General features: G+C 69.9%; 13 protein-coding genes. 7 read left to right on the top strand and 6 right to left on the bottom strand.

All coding sequences use genetic code 11. The annotated features are described in order from the left end of the window. Window positions 1-74 precede the first annotated feature (74 nt). The 4 genes from ACTB72_RS06625 to nrdR form a co-directional block, all read right to left on the bottom strand. Window positions 75-422 (bottom strand): lipid-A-disaccharide synthase N-terminal domain-containing protein, encoded by a 348-nt coding sequence (locus ACTB72_RS06625; protein WP_463036194.1) that lies wholly within the window; start codon window positions 420-422, stop codon window positions 75-77. Then, window positions 422-1,153 (bottom strand): glycosyltransferase family 2 protein, encoded by a 732-nt coding sequence (locus ACTB72_RS06620; RefSeq protein ID WP_463036193.1) that lies wholly within the window; start codon window positions 1,151-1,153, stop codon window positions 422-424. The genes ACTB72_RS06625 and ACTB72_RS06620 overlap by 1 nt, the downstream gene beginning before the upstream one ends. A gap of 83 nt (window positions 1,154-1,236) precedes the next feature. Continuing rightward, on the bottom strand, window positions 1,237-2,343 hold the full coding sequence (ribD, locus tag ACTB72_RS06615; protein WP_463036192.1) for a bifunctional diaminohydroxyphosphoribosylaminopyrimidine deaminase/5-amino-6-(5-phosphoribosylamino)uracil reductase RibD: 1,107 nt from the start codon (window positions 2,341-2,343) through the stop codon (window positions 1,237-1,239). A 67-nt stretch (window positions 2,344-2,410) separates the two neighbouring features. Then, a complete protein-coding gene (gene nrdR, locus ACTB72_RS06610; protein WP_463036191.1) occupies window positions 2,411-2,881 on the bottom strand; it encodes a transcriptional regulator NrdR in 471 nt (156 codons plus the stop codon). Between the two features lie 470 nt (window positions 2,882-3,351). On the opposite strand from nrdR, the gene ACTB72_RS06605 reads away from it, so the two are divergent. Then, a complete protein-coding gene (locus ACTB72_RS06605; RefSeq protein ID WP_463036190.1) occupies window positions 3,352-3,870 on the top strand; it encodes a hypothetical protein in 519 nt (172 codons plus the stop codon). A gap of 418 nt (window positions 3,871-4,288) precedes the next feature. On the opposite strand, the gene ACTB72_RS06600 is transcribed toward ACTB72_RS06605, so the two are convergent. Beyond that, complete coding sequence (locus ACTB72_RS06600; protein WP_463036189.1) at window positions 4,289-4,942, bottom strand: hypothetical protein; 654 nt, start codon at window positions 4,940-4,942, stop codon at window positions 4,289-4,291. A 261-nt stretch (window positions 4,943-5,203) separates the two neighbouring features. After that, on the bottom strand, window positions 5,204-6,499 hold the full coding sequence (glyA, locus tag ACTB72_RS06595) for a serine hydroxymethyltransferase (protein WP_463036188.1): 1,296 nt from the start codon (window positions 6,497-6,499) through the stop codon (window positions 5,204-5,206). Between the two features lie 333 nt (window positions 6,500-6,832). Here glyA and ACTB72_RS06590 point away from each other — a divergent pair, with 333 nt between their 5' ends. From ACTB72_RS06590 to proS, 6 genes are all read left to right on the top strand, one after another. Then, window positions 6,833-7,618: an NAD kinase gene (locus ACTB72_RS06590; RefSeq protein ID WP_463036209.1), complete on the top strand. Its 786-nt coding sequence runs from the start codon at window positions 6,833-6,835 to the stop codon at window positions 7,616-7,618. Between the two features lie 228 nt (window positions 7,619-7,846). Continuing rightward, complete coding sequence (locus ACTB72_RS06585; protein ID WP_463036187.1) at window positions 7,847-9,034, top strand: AI-2E family transporter; 1,188 nt, start codon at window positions 7,847-7,849, stop codon at window positions 9,032-9,034. Further along, window positions 9,031-9,798, top strand: a complete 768-nt coding sequence (locus ACTB72_RS06580; protein ID WP_463036186.1) for a P-loop NTPase family protein — start codon at window positions 9,031-9,033, stop codon at window positions 9,796-9,798. The genes ACTB72_RS06585 and ACTB72_RS06580 overlap by 4 nt, the downstream gene beginning before the upstream one ends. Before the next feature lie 49 nt (window positions 9,799-9,847). Then, complete coding sequence (locus ACTB72_RS06575) at window positions 9,848-12,112, top strand: RNA degradosome polyphosphate kinase (protein WP_463036185.1); 2,265 nt, start codon at window positions 9,848-9,850, stop codon at window positions 12,110-12,112. A 170-nt stretch (window positions 12,113-12,282) separates the two neighbouring features. Beyond that, window positions 12,283-13,839: a Ppx/GppA phosphatase family protein gene (locus tag ACTB72_RS06570; protein WP_463036184.1), complete on the top strand. Its 1,557-nt coding sequence runs from the start codon at window positions 12,283-12,285 to the stop codon at window positions 13,837-13,839. Between the two features lie 549 nt (window positions 13,840-14,388). Continuing rightward, window positions 14,389-15,726, top strand: coding sequence for a proline--tRNA ligase (gene proS / locus ACTB72_RS06565; RefSeq protein ID WP_463036183.1), 1,338 nt, complete (start codon window positions 14,389-14,391; stop codon window positions 15,724-15,726). The last annotated feature ends 65 nt before the right edge of the window (window positions 15,727-15,791 follow it).

Here is a 15,791-nt window from a genome sequence, read left to right as displayed (position 1 = left end):
CGCGGCGCGCAAGCGTCGTGGATCCGCTGACGCGGTGTCAGAGGGTTGAAAGTGAACGACGCGGGTCGGAACGCTCAGTTGCGAGGGTCGGGCGGGGGCGACGTCTCGGGATCGGGCAGCAGCGCCCCGCGCCGCTCGGACCGGATCAGCCAGAGGTTCCGGCCGTAGATGAAGAAGCCCAGCGACTGGCCGATGATGAACACCGGATCGGCGCGATAGACGGCGTAGGCGAGCAGCACGGCGGCGCCGCCGATGGAAAACCACCAGAACGCCACCGGGATCACCGAACGATGCGCGCGTTCCGACGCGATCCACTGCACCAGAAACCGGCCCATGAACAGCGCCTGCCCGGCGAGGCCGGTCAGGATCCAGGCGAGCTCGGCCTGGGTCTGGGCCCCGAGAAAGCCGGCGAGCCAGTCCATCACGCGTCTTCCGCAACGACCACGGCGACCTTGCGCCGCCGGATCAGCCACCAGACCCCGACCAGATCCAGCGCGCCGACCATGGCGCGGCCGAAATTGGTGTAGTTCGAACGCCCCGCATCCCGCGCCCGGTGGGAGACGTCGACCAGCGCCACCGCGCGTCCCTCGCGCTTCACCAACGCGGGCAGGTAGCGGTGGATGTGGTCGAAGAACGGGAGCTGCAGGAACAGCTCGCGCGGGAAAGCCTTCAGCCCGCAGCCGGTGTCGCGGGTGTCGTCCTTGAGGAGCGCGCGGCGCAGCGTGTTGGCGGCGCGCGACGCGAGTTTCTTGGAGGCCGTGTCCTGGCGATCGACCCGCTGACCGGCCACCAGGCCGATGCGGCCCGTGGCGTCGGCGAGCAGCGGGGCGGCGAGCCTGGGGATTTCGGAAGGCGGGTTCTGGCCGTCGCCGTCCAGCGTGCAGCAGATCGGCGCGCGCGCGGCGCGAACGCCCGACAGCACCGCCGCCGACTGACCGCAGGACGCGGCGTGGCGCACTTCGCGCAGCCAGGGATGGCGCAGGCGGGCCCGGGCGATGGCGCCGGACGTGTCGTCGTCGGAACCGTCGTTGACGAAGATGGCCTCGAAGGGCGCGAGGGGGGCGCAGGCCTCGGCGATCTCGTCGGCGAGGCGGCCGACATTCTCCGCCTCGTTCTTCATGGGCGCGATGACGGTGATCCGCGGGGTCTGCATGGGGCGCGCCGGGTCCTGAAGCGGAGAAGAGTCGGGTCTCGTATAGCGAAGGGACGCAGGGGGGCCAACCCTCCGACAGGGGTCTAGGCGCGACGCCAGAGGCTCAGCGCGTCGGGGCCGAAGCGGCGGGCGGACACGCAGCGATAGCGCGCAGCGTCGTCGAGGCGGGAGAGGCCGAGGGGTCCGAGCGCGGGCAGTCCCTCGGAGCCGATGACGGCCCCGCCGGTGAACCAGGCGATCTCGTCGACCAGGTCGGCCTCGATCAGCGAGGCGGCGAGCCGCCCGCCGCCTTCGCAGAAGAGCCGCGTCAGGCCGCGGGCGCCGAGCGCGGAGAGCGCGGCGGCGGGGTCGAGACCGGCATGGGTGGCGGGCACCTCGACCAGCTCCGCCCCGGCGGCGCGCAGATGGGCGGCGCGGCCGGAATGGGCGTCGGGCCCGTGCAGCACCAGCACCGGGCGGTTATGGGAGAAAAGCCGGGCTGCCGGCGGCGCGGTCAGGCGGGCGTCGAGCAGGACGGGCAGGGGGGAGCGGTCCTCGAGCCCCGGCAGGCGAACGTCGAGCGATGGGTCGTCGGCGCGCAGCGTGCCCATGCCGACCAGGATCGCGTCGGATTCCGCCCGCATCAGATGCACATGGCCGCGCGCCTCCGGCCCGGTGATCCACCGGCTGTCGCCCGAGGCGGTGGCGATGCGCCCGTCGAGCGAGCCGGCGAGCTTCAGGGTCAGCCAGGGGCGGCCGTGGGTGTGGCGGTGGAAGAAGCCGGCATTGACCTCGCGCGCCTCGTCCGCCAGCAGGCCGGTCGCCACCTCCACCCCCGCGTCGCGCAGGCGCGCGAGCCCGCGCCCGTCCACCCGCGGGTCGGGATCGCCCAGCGCCGCGACCACGCGGGCCACCCCGGCCACGATCAGCGCGTCGGCGCAGGGCGGCGTGCGGCCGTGATGGGCGCAAGGTTCGAGCGTGACGTAGACGGTGGCGCCGCGGGCGGCGGCGCCGGCCTGGGCCAGCGCCATGGTCTCGGCATGGGGGCGCCCGCCCGGCTGGGTCCAGCCCCGGCCGAGCGCGACGCCGTCCTTCACGATCACGCAGCCGACCGCCGGGTTGGGCGCGACCCGGCCGAGGCCGCGTCGCGCCAGCGCCAGGGCCGCCCGCATCCAGCGCGCATCGGCGTCGTCCGTCAGGGGGGGGAACATGGAGGGCGCTCCGCTCAAGCCTCTTCGCGCGAGTATCTAGCGCGCCGGAACGGCGGGCGCGAGTGGGTCAGGGGTCTTCGGGTTTCGCGATGGGCCGCAGTTCCGCAACGAAATCCTCGAAATCGTCGGCCTCCTGGAAGTTCTTGTAGACCGAGGCGAAGCGGACATAGGCCACGGTGTCGATCCGGGCCAGCGCCTCCATCACGATCTGTCCCATCTCGTCGGAGGGGATGTCGCTTTCGCCTTTGGACTCGAGCCGGCGCACGATGCCCGAGATCATCTGCTCGATGCGCTCAGGTTCGATCGGGCGCTTCTGCAGGGCGATCCGGATCGAGCGCGAGAGCTTGTCGCGGTCGAAATCCTCACGTCTGCCGTTCTTCTTCACCACGGTGAGGTCGCGCAGCTGCACACGCTCATAGGTGGTGAAGCGACCGCCGCAGGCGGGGCAGAAGCGGCGGCGGCGGATCGCGACGTGATCCTCGGCCGGGCGGCTGTCCTTCACCTGGGTTTCGGTATTGCCGCAGAACGGGCAGCGCATGTTGGGTCCCTCCCGGTCTTCGAACGCCGTCACTATAGGGGCGCGTCCATGGGTTGGGTAGAGGCGCGGAGCGTGCCCCAGATATGTATGTGCATTCGGCGCCAAGGCGGGACGCAGCGAGGGGCGACAGCGCGCGCGCCGCAGTTTCCCGAGCGCTGGCAGGGGGCGGCATGATTCGTCGCTGCAATGCGGCCGAATTCGGCCTTGATTGGAACGCTATTGCAGCAAAAATCCCCAAAGCAACCCAGGATTGCAGATCGGCGGATGCTTTTTCTTCTGGGGGAAGTATTGTCAAATATCGGAAAAATCGATTTTCCGTTAGATTTTCTAAAAATCCATCGAGTAAAAATAATAATTCTGTATATAAATATAATAATAATTAAAAATCGGACTTTCGGCCCTAATTGCGCCGCTTGATTGGGTTTATATCTAGATACGAAAAATGAGTAGCCGCGTAAAAAGGAGGTCCAGTGTTCACGTACATTAAGTGGAAGACCTTCGGGGGTCCGGCGATCCGGGCCGTCATCCCGGCGACGGGTGCGGTCGTCGCGGGCCTTTTATTCGCAGCCCCGGCGGGCGCGGCGGTCATCGATCTGACCCTCGTCGACCTCGGCCGGATCAGCACCGAAGCGCTTTCGATCAGCGCCCGTGCGGTTCCGGCCTCCCGGGGCGAGTGCTTTCACGTCGTCGGCGTCGACAAGCCGGTCGAGCCTTTGGCGGGAGATCGCGGACCGATGCGGAACGGAGACGCCATGGTCCAGGCAGGCAGTCAGGCCGCGTCGAAGGCCATGCGGCTCAAGGGTGCGCCGATCTCCCATCGCTACGATATCGGCGAAAGCAAGCAGGCCGATGGCTGGGCGGCGTATGTGATGCTCGGACTCGGGCGCGTCGACGCGATCGATGTGGGTCTGGGCGTCTACGGCAGCTTTCGGATTCAGGGCGACGGCAGTCGGACCGTGACCTACATCCCCGACCGGCGATGGTACTGAGACGTGTGTCGCCGAACCATCGTGACCCAAACGCGCCAGGCGCGACACGGATGCGGCGTGCAAGCGCGCCGCTGACCGGGACTGCATGAAATTCGACGCCGGAGTCCCCAACCTGGCGTCGATACGGGCCGGACGCCCTTTAACTTATGTCCGGCCGCATACCCAAGCGTAGCGTGACATCGTACCCAACGAGGGCGCATCCCCTGTCCGGTCCCCCAACTCGGGCAGGGAGTGCGCCTGGAAGCCTTTCGCAAGGGCCCTCGAATGTCCGACCCGTCGGCATTCCCCAACGACGGGGCGGGCGGCAAGTGCCAGGTCCGAAACGGAAACGGCGGCGCAGGGCCCCCCTTGCGCCGCCGAGTTGCGTTTTGCGGGCCCTGAAGGCGTGTCGCCTGGCTCCGATCGGAGCCAGGCGAGATCAGGCTCGCCGACGATGGCGTGAGGCGCCGGCCAGGGCCGTCACCCCGCCCGCCAGCAGCAGCGCCGTGGCCGGCAGCGGCACGGCGGCGCCGCTGGGCGACACGCTGTAGACGATGTCGTCGATGGCGACGTTGTAGGCGTCCGGCCCAAATTCGAGGACGATGCCGACCGCGCTGGTCCAGGGGCCGTGGAAGCTCTCGCCCACAGATGGGTCGATGGATATGGGTCCCGTAGCGTAGAGCACGTCGCCGCCGAATTCTCTGATCGTGACTTGCGTGTCCTCGGCGTTGTCATAGTAGTTGCCGAGCCAGAAGCTATCAAGCGTCACTTCATAGCCGGACAGTGGTATAAAAGTGATCTGGACGGTCGCGCTTGAATTGGCGCCGTATGCGACCTCGGTATGGTCGCTGTAGCCGGATTCCCAGTAGTATAGCTCTTCTTCACCCGCCTCGTTGGTGTCTGCGTCCCAGGTCACATCCAGCTGACCTGCGATGTCGCCATAGGTCTGCGGGGCGGAGGCGGGTCCGCAATCTACGGCTCCGCAGAGGTCCGTGGGCGAGAAGTCGAGGGTGAGCGCCTCAGCGGGCGCGGCGAACCCCAGCATAAAGAGCCCAAGTCCCGCGCAAGCGGTCAGACGTGAAATTCCGATCATTATAGTGGTCTCCCTGCGCGGGCCCGGACAATTCGAGCGCGAATCGCATGGTGAATATTGAATTCACTTAAATGAACTTTAAATGAATGGCGATTCTCGCATGAATGCGGCATCCCGTCGCCGGGATCCGGCGCCGTCGCGAGGCGCCCGTCGGGGGGGGGGGGGAGACGCGAAAGGGGCGACGCAGGGATCCCCTGCGTCGCCCCGCGATCGTTCCGGCGTCGTCGTCGACGGCCGCCGCGGCCCGGTCCCGCGCAGGGATCAGAGCGTCGGGTAGATCGGGAAGCGGGCGCAGAGGGCCATGGCCTCGGCCTTCACCTCGGCCTCGATCTCCGCATCGCCCTCGCCCTGGGTGGCGGCGAGGCCGTCGACGACCTTCACGATCATCCGGGCGATCGCGCGGAACTCGGCCTCGCCGAAGCCGCGCGTGGTGCCGGCAGGCGCGCCGAGGCGGATGCCCGAGGTCACGAACGGCTTTTCGGGGTCGAAGGGCACGCCGTTCTTGTTGCAGGTGACATGGGCGCGGCCCAGCGCCGCCTCCGCCGCTTTGCCGGTGACGCCCTTGGGGCGCAGGTCGGCGAGGCAGAGATGGTTGTCGGTGCCGCCCGAGACGACGTCGATGCCGCCCTTCATCAGTTCGTCCGCCATCGCCTGGGCGTTGGCCACGACCTGATGGGCGTAGGCGCGGAATTCGGGACGCAGCGCCTCGCCGAAGGCCACGGCCTTGGCGGCGATCACATGCATGAGCGGGCCGCCCTGAAGGCCGGGGAAAACGGCCGAGTTGATCTTCTTGGCCAGCGTCTCGTCATTGGTCAGGATCATGCCGCCGCGGGGGCCGCGCAGCGACTTGTGGGTGGTGGTGGTGGTGACATGGGCGTGGGGCACGGGGCTCGGATGCGCGCCGCCCGCGACCAGGCCCGCGATATGGGCCATGTCGACCATCAGATAGGCCCCGACCTCGTCGGCGATTTCGCGGAAGGCGGCCCAGTCCCAAGTGCGGGAATAGGCGGTGCCGCCGGCGACGATCAGCTTGGGCTTCGACTCGCGGGCCTTGGCGCGGATGTCGTCCATGTCGAGCAGCTGATCCTGGGCGCGCACGCCGTAGGAGACCACGTTGAACCATTTGCCCGACATGTTGACCGGCGAGCCATGGGTGAGGTGGCCGCCCGAGTTCAGGTCGAGCCCCATGAAGGTGTCGCCGGGCTGCAGCAGGGCGAGGAACACGGCCTGATTCATCTGGGAGCCGGAGTTCGGCTGCACATTGGCGAAGGACGCGCCGAAGAGCTGCTTGGCCCGGTCGATGGCCAGCTCCTCGGCGATGTCGACGAACTGGCAGCCGCCGTAGTAGCGCTTGCCCGGATAACCCTCGGCGTATTTGTTGGTCATCACCGAGCCCTGCGCCTGCAGGACGGCATAGGAGACGATGTTTTCGGAGGCGATCAGCTCGATCTCCTCGCGCTGGCGCCCGAGCTCTTTCTCGATGGCGCCGAAGATCGCGGGATCGCGGTCGGCGAGGGTCTCGGCGAAGAAGCCGGTGTCGCGGGTGGCGGCGTCCATGGCGGGTCTCCTCGGGCTCGGCGCGGCGGGTGGGCGCGCCTGGGGCTGGGCCGCCGGGCTGGAGAAGCGGGGCGGCGATTCCCGCGCGTGATACACCCGGACGCGGCGTTTGTCCCGCCCGTGGACCGCGAGGCGGGGGGCTTGAGCGCCGCAGGGGGGCGAGCCGGCGCGCGGGCGCTTGCCCCCGCGCGCGGCTGCGGTCATGGTCGCCCTCCGTTGCGGTTGCGCGGCCGGGCCGACGATCCGCCTGCCGCGCCCGTCCTCCCGTTACCCGGACGCCCCTTGTCCGCGCCTGACCGCACCGAGACGCCCCACGTGATCGACCCCCTGCTTCTGCCGCCGCGCATTCACTTCACCCGCTCGGAAGCCCCGGCTGCGGAGGCGGCGTTCGAAGCGCTGTCCGCCCGCTACGGCCAGGCCCCGCGGGGGGATTGCGACGTGGTGGTGGCGCTCGGCGGCGACGGGCTGATGCTGGAGACCCTGCAGGAGACGTTGCAGAACGACGGCGACGGCGCGGCGCAGGACCGCCGGCCGGTCTACGGCATGCATCGCGGCACCGTCGGCTTCCTGATGAACGACTATGCCGAGGACGGGCTGATCGAGCGGCTGATGGCCGCCGAGGCCGCCTCCATCAACCCGCTGCGCATGACCGCGCATCGGATCGACGGTGAGACGCGTGTCGCACATGCCTTCAACGAGGTCTCCCTGCTGCGCGAGCGGCACCAGGCGGCGAAGATCCGCATCTGCATCGACGGGCGCGAGCGGATGGCGGAGCTGGTCTGCGACGGGGTGATCGTGGCGACGCCGGCGGGCTCGACCGCCTACAATTACTCGGCGCACGGGCCGATCCTGCCGATCGGCGCGGATATCCTGGCGCTGACCCCGATCTCGGCCTTCCGGCCCCGGCGCTGGCGCGGCGCGCTGCTGCCGCGCCATGCGCATGTGGAGCTGGAGGTGCTGGACCCCGAACGGCGGCCGGTCTCGGCCACCGCCGACAATGTCGAGACCCGGCACGTGACGCGGGTTGAGATCGAGGTCGAGGCCGCGATCACCCATACGCTGCTGTTCGATCCGGGCCACGGGCTGGCCGAGCGGTTGATTCGCGAGCAGTTCGCCTGAGCCCCCGCGGCGTCTGGCGCGGTTGAACGCGGACCCCATCAGGGCCGAAACCGTCGCCTCCGGACGACGCGCGGGACGACGCGCGGGACGAAGCGCGGGACGAAGCGCGGGACGAAGCGCGGGCGCGAGGGTCGGGGATGCGCGCGGGGGCGAGGCGTGCGAGGATGGCGCGCGCCGCGCGACCCCCGATCCACGGGACATGAACCTCCGGCGGCGAAGGAGACGGACATGGCGCTGAGCGTCGGCGAACAGGTCAGGTGGTGGACGGTCGGGGCCGCGGTCCTGATCCTGTTCTTCTGGATCATGTCCGGCGTGATGCTGCCCTTCCTCGCGGGCGCGGCGCTGGCCTATTTCCTCGACCCCGCGGCGGACCGCCTGCAGGAGCGGGGCCTGAGCCGCTCCGCCGCCACCGCCGCGATCACGGTGGTGATGGGCGGGCTCTTCGTCGCGGTGCTGCTGCTGCTGATTCCCGCCTTCGTGAACCAGGCCCAGGCCTTCATCGAACAGGCCCCGGTCTATGCCGAGGCGGTGCGCAACTTCGTGCAGACCCGCTATCCGGAGCTGCTGGAGCAGGGCTCGCCGCTCGCCCAGGCGCTCGACAATCTGCGGGGCCGGGCGGACGAATGGTCGATGCAGGCGGTCAAGAGCGCCTGGACCGGGGGGCTCGCGGTCATCGACTTCGTCACCCTGCTGGTGATCACCCCGGTGGTGGCCTTCTACCTGCTGATGGACTGGGACCGCATGACCGCCAAGATCGACGGCTGGGTCCCGCGCGACCATGTGGGCACGGTGCGCGAGGTCGCCTCCGACATCGACAAGGTGCTGGCGGGATTCGTGCGCGGGCAGCTGACGGTCTGCGCGATCCTCGGCACCTTCTACGCGGTGGCGCTGATGCTCGTCGGGCTGCAGTTCGGCATGGTGATCGGGCTTTTCGCGGGGCTGATCAGCTTCATCCCCTTCATCGGCTCCATCGTCGGCGCGCTGCTGTCGGTAGGGGTCGCGCTCTTCCAGTACTGGGACGAACCGCTGATGATCCTGGTGGTCGCGGCGATCTTCCTGGTCGGGCAGGCGGTGGAGGGCAACTTCCTGACGCCCAAGCTGGTCGGCGGTTCGGTCGGGCTGCACCCGGTGGCGCTGATGTTCGCGCTGTCGGCCTTCGGCTCGCTGCTCGGGTTCACCGGCATGCTGATCGCGGTGCCGACCGCGGCGGCGATCGGGGTGATCGGGCGCTTCGCCATCGACCAGTACAAGAGCGGACGACTTTATCAGGGGCTGGAGGGGCAGGCGGAGGCCGCCGCCGCGGCGCGCGCCGGCGCGCCGGCGGAGGCGCATGTGGCCGAGGCCTATCCCGAGACGGCGTCCCCGGACGACGGCCGCGGTCCCCGGGCCGGCTCCGACGCGGCGGCGCGGATATGATCGTTCCCCTTCAGATCCCGTTCGACCTGCCGGTCCGCGCGGCGCTGGGGCGCGAGGACTTTCTGGTGTCCGAGGCCAACGCGCTCGCCGTCGCGCAGATCGACGGCTGGCGCACCTGGCCCGGCGGCCGGATGGCGCTGGTCGGGCCGGAGGGCGCGGGCAAGACGCATCTGGCCGCGGTCTGGGCGCGGGAGGCGGGGGCCTGCGTCGTGCCCGCCGCGGCGCTGGCGCAAGAGGATCTGGGCGCGCTCGCGGCCCTTCCGGGCGTGGCGGTCGAGGATGCCGACGGTCTGCCGGGGCCGGAGGCGGAGCGGGCGCTGTTTCACCTGCATAACCGGCTGGAGGCCGCGGGCGGCGCGCTGCTGCTGACCGGACGCGAGGCGCCGTCGCGCTGGCCGGTGGCGCTGCCCGACCTGCGCACCCGGCTTTCGGCCCTGCCGGTGGCGCGGATCGCGGGGCCCGACGACGCGCTGATGGAACGGCTGGTCGCCAAGCTCTTCGCCGACCGCGGGGTGGAGCCGGAGCGCGGGCTCGCGCGCTGGCTCGCCCTGCGCGCGCCCCGCGACCACCAGGCGCTGGCCGAGGCGGTGGCGGTGATCGACCGGGCCGCGCTCGCCGCCGCGCAGAAGCCGCACCGGCGACTGGCCCGGGCGGCGCTGGCCGGGCGGCCGGGCTTCGAGCATCTCGTGGTCGGCGACCGCGACGCCGAGGATGAGCCCGCCGCCGGCCCGCCTTCCGGCGCCTGCCCGTCTTCTCGCACATGACCGCCGCATCGCGCATGAAACCGTCATCGAATCCGTGCAGGTTCCGCCCATGAGAGCCGATTTCCTGAACGCGCCCTGCGCGCCCGATCCCGCCCACCAGCTCGACTTCGACCCGATGGGTCCCGAGCGGTTCATCAACCGTGAGCTCAGCTGGCTGGGCTTCAACTGGCGCGTGCTGTCGGAGGCCGAGAACAAGGCCCATCCGCTGCTGGAGCGGATCCGGTTCCTGTCGATCTCCGGCGGCAATCTCGACGAGTTCTACACCGTCCGCGTCGCCGGCCTGCGCGGGCTGGTGCGCGGCGGGGTGGAGGTCGGCTCGGCCGACGGTCTCACGCCGGCCCAGCAGCTCAAGCGCATCGACGACGACGCGCGCGCCCTGATGGACCGCCAGCAGGTGGTGTGGGAGGAACTGCGCCGCGCGCTGAAGGACGAGCATATCCAGGTGCTGGAGCGCAAGGCGCTGACCAAGGCGGATGTGGAGCGGCTGGAGACCTATTTTCTCGAGCAGGTGTTCCCGGTGGTGACGCCGCTGGCCATCGACCCGGCCCACCCGTTCCCCTTCATCCCCAACGAAGGCTTCGCGCTGGCGCTGAAGCTGGAGCGGCTGACCGACGCATCCCCGCTCGACGCGCTGCTGCCGATCCCGGCGCAGGTCCGCCGCTTCATCCGGCTGGAGGGCGGGCGCGAGGGGCTGGTGCGCTATCTGCCGCTGGAGGAGCTGCTCAAGCTCTTCATCGACCGTCTGTTCCCCGGCTACGCCATGGTCGGCCACGCGCTGTTCAAGGTGCTGCGCGACAGCGACCTCGAAGTCGAGGAGGAGGCCGAGGATCTGGTGCGCGAGTTCGAGACCGCGCTGAAGCGGCGTCGCCGCGGCGGGGTGATCCGGCTCAAGATCGCCGCCGGCGCGCCCAAGGGCCTCAAGGCCGAGATCGCCGACAAGCTGGGCGTGGCGCGCGACGAGGTGGTCGAGGTCGCCGGCGTCATCGGCATCAAGGATCTGTCGGAGCTGGTGACCAAGGAACGCCCCGAACTGCTGTTCCCCCCTTACACCCAGCGGATGCCGGAGCGGGTGAAGGACTTCAACGGCGACATCTTCGCGGCGGTCGCCCAGAAGGACATGCTGCTGCATCATCCCTATGAGAGTTTCGACATCGTGGTGCGCTTCCTGCAGCAGGCGGCGCGGGACCCCGATGTGGTGGCGATCAAGCAGACGCTCTACCGGACCTCCAAGGAAAGCCCCATCGTCGCGGCGCTGTGCGAGGCGGCGGAGGACGGCAAATCCGTCACCGCGCTCATCGAATTGAAGGCCCGCTTCGACGAGGCCGCCAATATCCGCCAGTCCCGCCAGCTGGAACGCGCCGGGGCCCAGGTGGTCTACGGCTTCATCGACTGGAAGACCCATGCCAAGGTCTCGATGGTGGTGCGGCGGGAGGGCGACCGGCTGGTGACCTACACCCATTGGGGGACGGGCAACTACCATCCGATCACCGCCAACATCTACACCGACCTGTCGCTGTTCACCTGCGATCCGGGGCTGGGGCGGGACGCGGCGCGGCTCTTCAACTTCGTCACCGGCTATGCCGAGCCGGAGGGCCTGGAACGGCTTCGGCTGTCGCCCAAGACCCTGAAGAAGACCCTGCTGGCGGGGCTGGAGGCGGAGTCGGAGCATGCCCGCGCCGGGCGGCCCGCGCAGGTCTGGGGCAAGATGAACTCGGTGATCGATCCGGAGATCATCGACGCGCTCTATGCCGCCAGCCAGGCCGGGGTGAAGATCGACCTGGTGGTGCGCGGCATCTGCGGCCTGCGCCCCGGCGTGCCGGGTCTGTCCGACAACATCCGGGTGAAATCGATCGTCGGACGGTTCCTGGAGCATTCGCGCATCGTCTGCTTCGGGGCGGGTTATGGCCTGCCGTCGCGCAAGGCGCAGGTCTGGATCTCTTCGGCCGACTGGATGGGGCGCAACCTCAACCGCCGGGTCGAGACGCTGGTGCCGATCCTGAACCCGACGGTCCACGCCCAGATCCTCGAGCAGGTGATGGCGGCGAATTTCCGCGACGAGGCGCAGAGCTCGGTTCTGCAGCCCGACGGCCACTGGCTGCATGCCGAAGCGCCGGAGGGCGAGGCGCCGTTCTCGGCCCATGCGTTCTTCATGACCAATCCGTCGCTGTCGGGCCGAGGTCGGGCAGGGGCGGAGGATGCGCCGCGCCTGATCCCCGAGTCGGTGGAGGCCGAGATCGAGGCGGCGGTTGCCGCCGCCCCGCCGCCGCCTGCGCCCGAGGACGCGAGCGAAGGCAAGGCATCCGCCGCGGAGTAGAGCCCCGCGCGTCCGTCGCAAGGCGGGATCTTTCCCAGCGCAACCGTTGTCGCGGGCGGCGCCCCGCCTGCGCCGCCCGCGACGTCGGGCCAGGCGCATCGTCCTTGACCCCTCCGCCTCCGCATGCGAGCGCAGGAGGCCGGAGCCGCACCGAGAGGAAGCGTTCAGCGATGAGCGAGCCGACACGCCAGGGCAAGGCAGGCGCGCGCCGCGCGGCGGCCGCCTCCTTCACCTCCGTCGCCCGCCTGCGGGACCGGGAGCCGGATCGGGCCCCGACCCGGGTGGCGGTGGTCGATGTCGGGTCGAATTCCGTGCGGCTGGTGGTCTACGAGGCCATGTCCCGGTCTCCGGCCTATTTCTTCAACGAGAAGGTGCTGTGCGGGCTCGGGTCCGAACTGGGCGAGACCGGGCGGCTTTCGCCCGGCGGCCGGGTGCGGGCGCTGGCGGCGCTCCGGCGCTTCGCGGCGCTGGCCGAGCGGATGAAGGTCGAGGCGCTGGACGGCGTCGCCACCGCCGCGGTGCGCGAGGCGTCGGATGGCGAGGACTTCGTGCGCGAGGTCGAGGCCGCCACCGGCATCGTGCTGCGCATCGCTTCGGGCGAGGACGAGGCGCGGCTCGCCGCCCAGGGCGTGCTGATGGGCTGGCCGGATGCGAACGGGCTGGTGGCCGATCTGGGCGGCGCTTCGCTGGAGCTGTGCCGGGTGGGTCTGGGCGAAGTGGGCAAGGGCATGACCCTGCCGCTCGGTCCGCTGCGCCTGATGGGCGTGGACGGCGGGGCGGAGGCGCAGGATCAGCTGATCGCGTCTTCGCTGGGGCTTGCGCGCGGGATGATGGGCGCGCCGGGCGGGCGGCTTTATCTGGTCGGCGGATCGTGGCGGGCGCTGGCCAAGCTGCACATGGTGCGCACCAATTACCCGATGCAGGTGCTCCACGAATTCGAACTGCCGGCCGAGGACATGCTGGCGCTGGCCGACGAGGTGGCCGGGACCGCCCCGGACGCGCTGCGCGAAGCGCCGAGCTCGAAGGAGCGTCTGGCGGTGACCCCGCTCGGGGCGCGGGTGCTGGCCGGGCTGATCCGGGTCGCCCAGCCGGCGCAGGTCGCGGTGTCCGCCTTCGGGCTGCGCGAAGGCGTGCTCTACGACTATTTCCCCGAGGCGTTGCGCCAGCAGGACCCGCTTCTGTCCGCAGCGCGGGAGACCGAGCGCAGGCTCGCCCGGTTCCCGGGCTTCGGGGCGGAGCTCGCGGCCTGGGTCTGGCCGCTGTTCCCTTCGGCGACGCTTGCACGGCAGCGGCTGATCGAGGCCGCCTGCCTGCTCAACGACGTCAGCTGGAACGCGCATCCCGACTATCGCGACCAGGGGGTGTTCGAGGCGGTGTTCCGCGCCAACCTGTCGGGCGTGGGCCATGCCGAGCGCGCCTGGATCGGGGCGGCCTTGCGCTATCGCTACAAGTCGGGCGCGGGCCGGGCGCCCTCGCCCGCCATGGCGCTGCTCAGCCCCGAGGAGATCGCCGACGCCAAGCTGCTCGGCCGCGCGATCCGGCTGGGCGCGATGGTCTGCGGCTCGGCGCCGGGCGTGCTGCCGGGCTGCTCGCTCGATGTGGGGCCGGAGAAGTTGACCCTGCGGCTGGGGCCGGAGGCGACGGCGCTGGCGGGGGAGGTGGTGCTCAAGCGCCTGTCCTCGGTGGCCGAGACCCTGGGCCTGCGCCCGGAGCTGACCACGGAGTGAGCGCCGCGCGCCGCGCGTCCGTATCGCCGCATGAATTACGTCGACGCCAACGGAAGCCCGTCGAACAGTTCTCGGGGACGGGCACCAAAGTCGGACGAGCCCAAAACGAAACGGGCCCGCCAAGGCGGACCCGAAACTTCTGTTGGAGCTTCACGCCGGGCGGCGTGTGCTCCTTCTCCTCCCCAGACTTGCGCCTGTTGTCTTGCGAGGAAGACCTTAACGATTGGAATGCGGAGCGCAAGAAAATTACGATTTTGACCGTGCCAGGCAAGTATGTTCCGCGAATCTTCGCTGCGGATGCGAAAGGAATCGTCGCGGAACGGGAAAATGCCTTCGCAGTCGCGGCGTAAACGCGTGGTTCCCGCCGCATCGCAGCGAAGTGACTGTTCGCGCAGCGATTCGTCGGGCGGGCGACGCGGCGCGGCCGGTCCCTTCGCCAAATCCCCGGGGCGTTGCGCAGAGGCCCGCCATGACCTAACCATCCAACGGCCCGTTCCGGGCGCGGCCCGACCCTGAAGGGCGCGCCTTCCTGTCCAGCGAGACCCGCTCATGCTCCTCAGCCGCTATTTCCTGCCCGTCCTCAAGGAGACCCCCTCCGACGCCCAGATCGCCTCGCACCGGCTGATGCTGCGCGCGGGCATGATCCGGCAGCAGGCGGCGGGGATCTATTCCTGGCTGCCGCTGGGCTTCAAGGTGCTGGAGAAGCTGACCCGCATCGTGCACGAGGAGCAGCAGCGCGCCGGCCATATCCCGGTGCTGATGCCGACCCTGCAGCCCGCCGACCTGTGGCGCGAGAGCGGCCGCTACGACGATTACGGCGCCGAGATGCTGCGCATCCGCGACCGCCACGACCGCGACATGCTCTACGGCCCGACCAACGAGGAGATGATCACCGACATCTTCCGCTCGGGCGTGTCGTCCTACAAGTCGCTGCCGCTGACGCTCTACCACATCCAGTGGAAATTCCGCGACGAGGTGCGGCCCCGCTTCGGGGTGATGCGCGGGCGCGAGTTCCTGATGAAGGACGGCTACAATTTCGACCTGACCCAGGAGGACGCGCTGCACGCCTACAACCGGCACATGGCGACCTATCTGCGCACCTATGAGCGCATGGGGCTGAAGGCGATCCCGATGCGGGCCGACAGCGGCCCGATCGGCGGCGACGACACCCATGAGTTCCTGGTGCTGGCCGAGACCGGCGAGAGCACGGTCTACTACGACAGCGCCGTCACCGACCTGACGCTGGGCGACCGGGCGCTGGATTTCGACGACCGGGCGCAGATGGAGGCGATCAAGGCGGAGTGGACCACCCCCTACGCCCGCACCGACGAGACCCATGACGAGGCGCTCTACAACGCCATCCCCGAGGCGCGGCGCCGGGTCGGCAAGGCCATCGAGGTCGGACAGATCTTTTATTTCGGCACCAAATATTCCGAGCCGATGGGCGCGATGGTGACCGATGCGACCGGGGCCAAGGCGCCGGTGCATATGGGCAGCCACGGCATCGGGGTCAGCCGTCTGGTCGGCGCGCTGATCGAGGCGCATCACGACGAGAACGGCATCAAGTGGCCGGAGGCGGTGGCGCCGTTCGGGGCGGGGATCGTGAACCTCAAGGTCGGCGACGAAGAGGTCGACGGGGCCTGCGCCACGATTTACGCGGCGCTGAAGCTCGCGGGCGTCGACCCGCTGCTGGATGATCGCGACGAGCGGGCCGGGCAGAAATTCGCCACGATGGAGCTGATCGGCCTGCCCTGGCGGATCACGGTCGGGCCGCGCGGGCTGAAGAACGGCGTGGTCGAGCTGACCTGCCGCGCGACGGGCGTGAGCGAGGAGCTGTCGCCGGAAGCCGCCTGCCAGAAGCTCGCCGGGATTTTCGCGGGGCTCTGAGCGCCGCCGGCGGCCCCCCCCTGGCGGGGGTCGGGGGGGGGGGGGGGGGGGGGGGGCCCCCCCCC

The organism is Albimonas sp., from assembly GCF_055129145.1.
This window is presented reverse-complemented; position numbering and strand designations above follow the sequence as displayed.

Excerpts from the sequence above, each read along its gene's own strand:
- ACTB72_RS06600 (WP_463036189.1), bottom strand. The coding sequence starts at position 4,942 with ATGATCGGAATTTCACGTCTGACCGCTTGCGCGGGACTTGGGCTCTTT.
- ACTB72_RS06585 (WP_463036187.1), top strand. The coding sequence starts at position 7,847 with ATGGCGCTGAGCGTCGGCGAACAGGTCAGGTGGTGGACGGTCGGGGCC.
- ACTB72_RS06580 (WP_463036186.1), top strand. The coding sequence starts at position 9,031 with ATGATCGTTCCCCTTCAGATCCCGTTCGACCTGCCGGTCCGCGCGGCG.
- ribD (WP_463036192.1), bottom strand. The coding sequence starts at position 2,343 with ATGTTCCCCCCCCTGACGGACGACGCCGATGCGCGCTGGATGCGGGCG.
- proS (WP_463036183.1), top strand. The coding sequence starts at position 14,389 with ATGCTCCTCAGCCGCTATTTCCTGCCCGTCCTCAAGGAGACCCCCTCC.
- ACTB72_RS06625 (WP_463036194.1), bottom strand. The coding sequence starts at position 422 with ATGGACTGGCTCGCCGGCTTTCTCGGGGCCCAGACCCAGGCCGAGCTC.
- glyA (WP_463036188.1), bottom strand. The coding sequence starts at position 6,499 with ATGGACGCCGCCACCCGCGACACCGGCTTCTTCGCCGAGACCCTCGCC.
- ACTB72_RS06570 (WP_463036184.1), top strand. The coding sequence starts at position 12,283 with ATGAGCGAGCCGACACGCCAGGGCAAGGCAGGCGCGCGCCGCGCGGCG.
- ACTB72_RS06575 (WP_463036185.1), top strand. The coding sequence starts at position 9,848 with ATGAGAGCCGATTTCCTGAACGCGCCCTGCGCGCCCGATCCCGCCCAC.
- ACTB72_RS06620 (WP_463036193.1), bottom strand. The coding sequence starts at position 1,153 with ATGCAGACCCCGCGGATCACCGTCATCGCGCCCATGAAGAACGAGGCG.
- nrdR (WP_463036191.1), bottom strand. The coding sequence starts at position 2,881 with ATGCGCTGCCCGTTCTGCGGCAATACCGAAACCCAGGTGAAGGACAGC.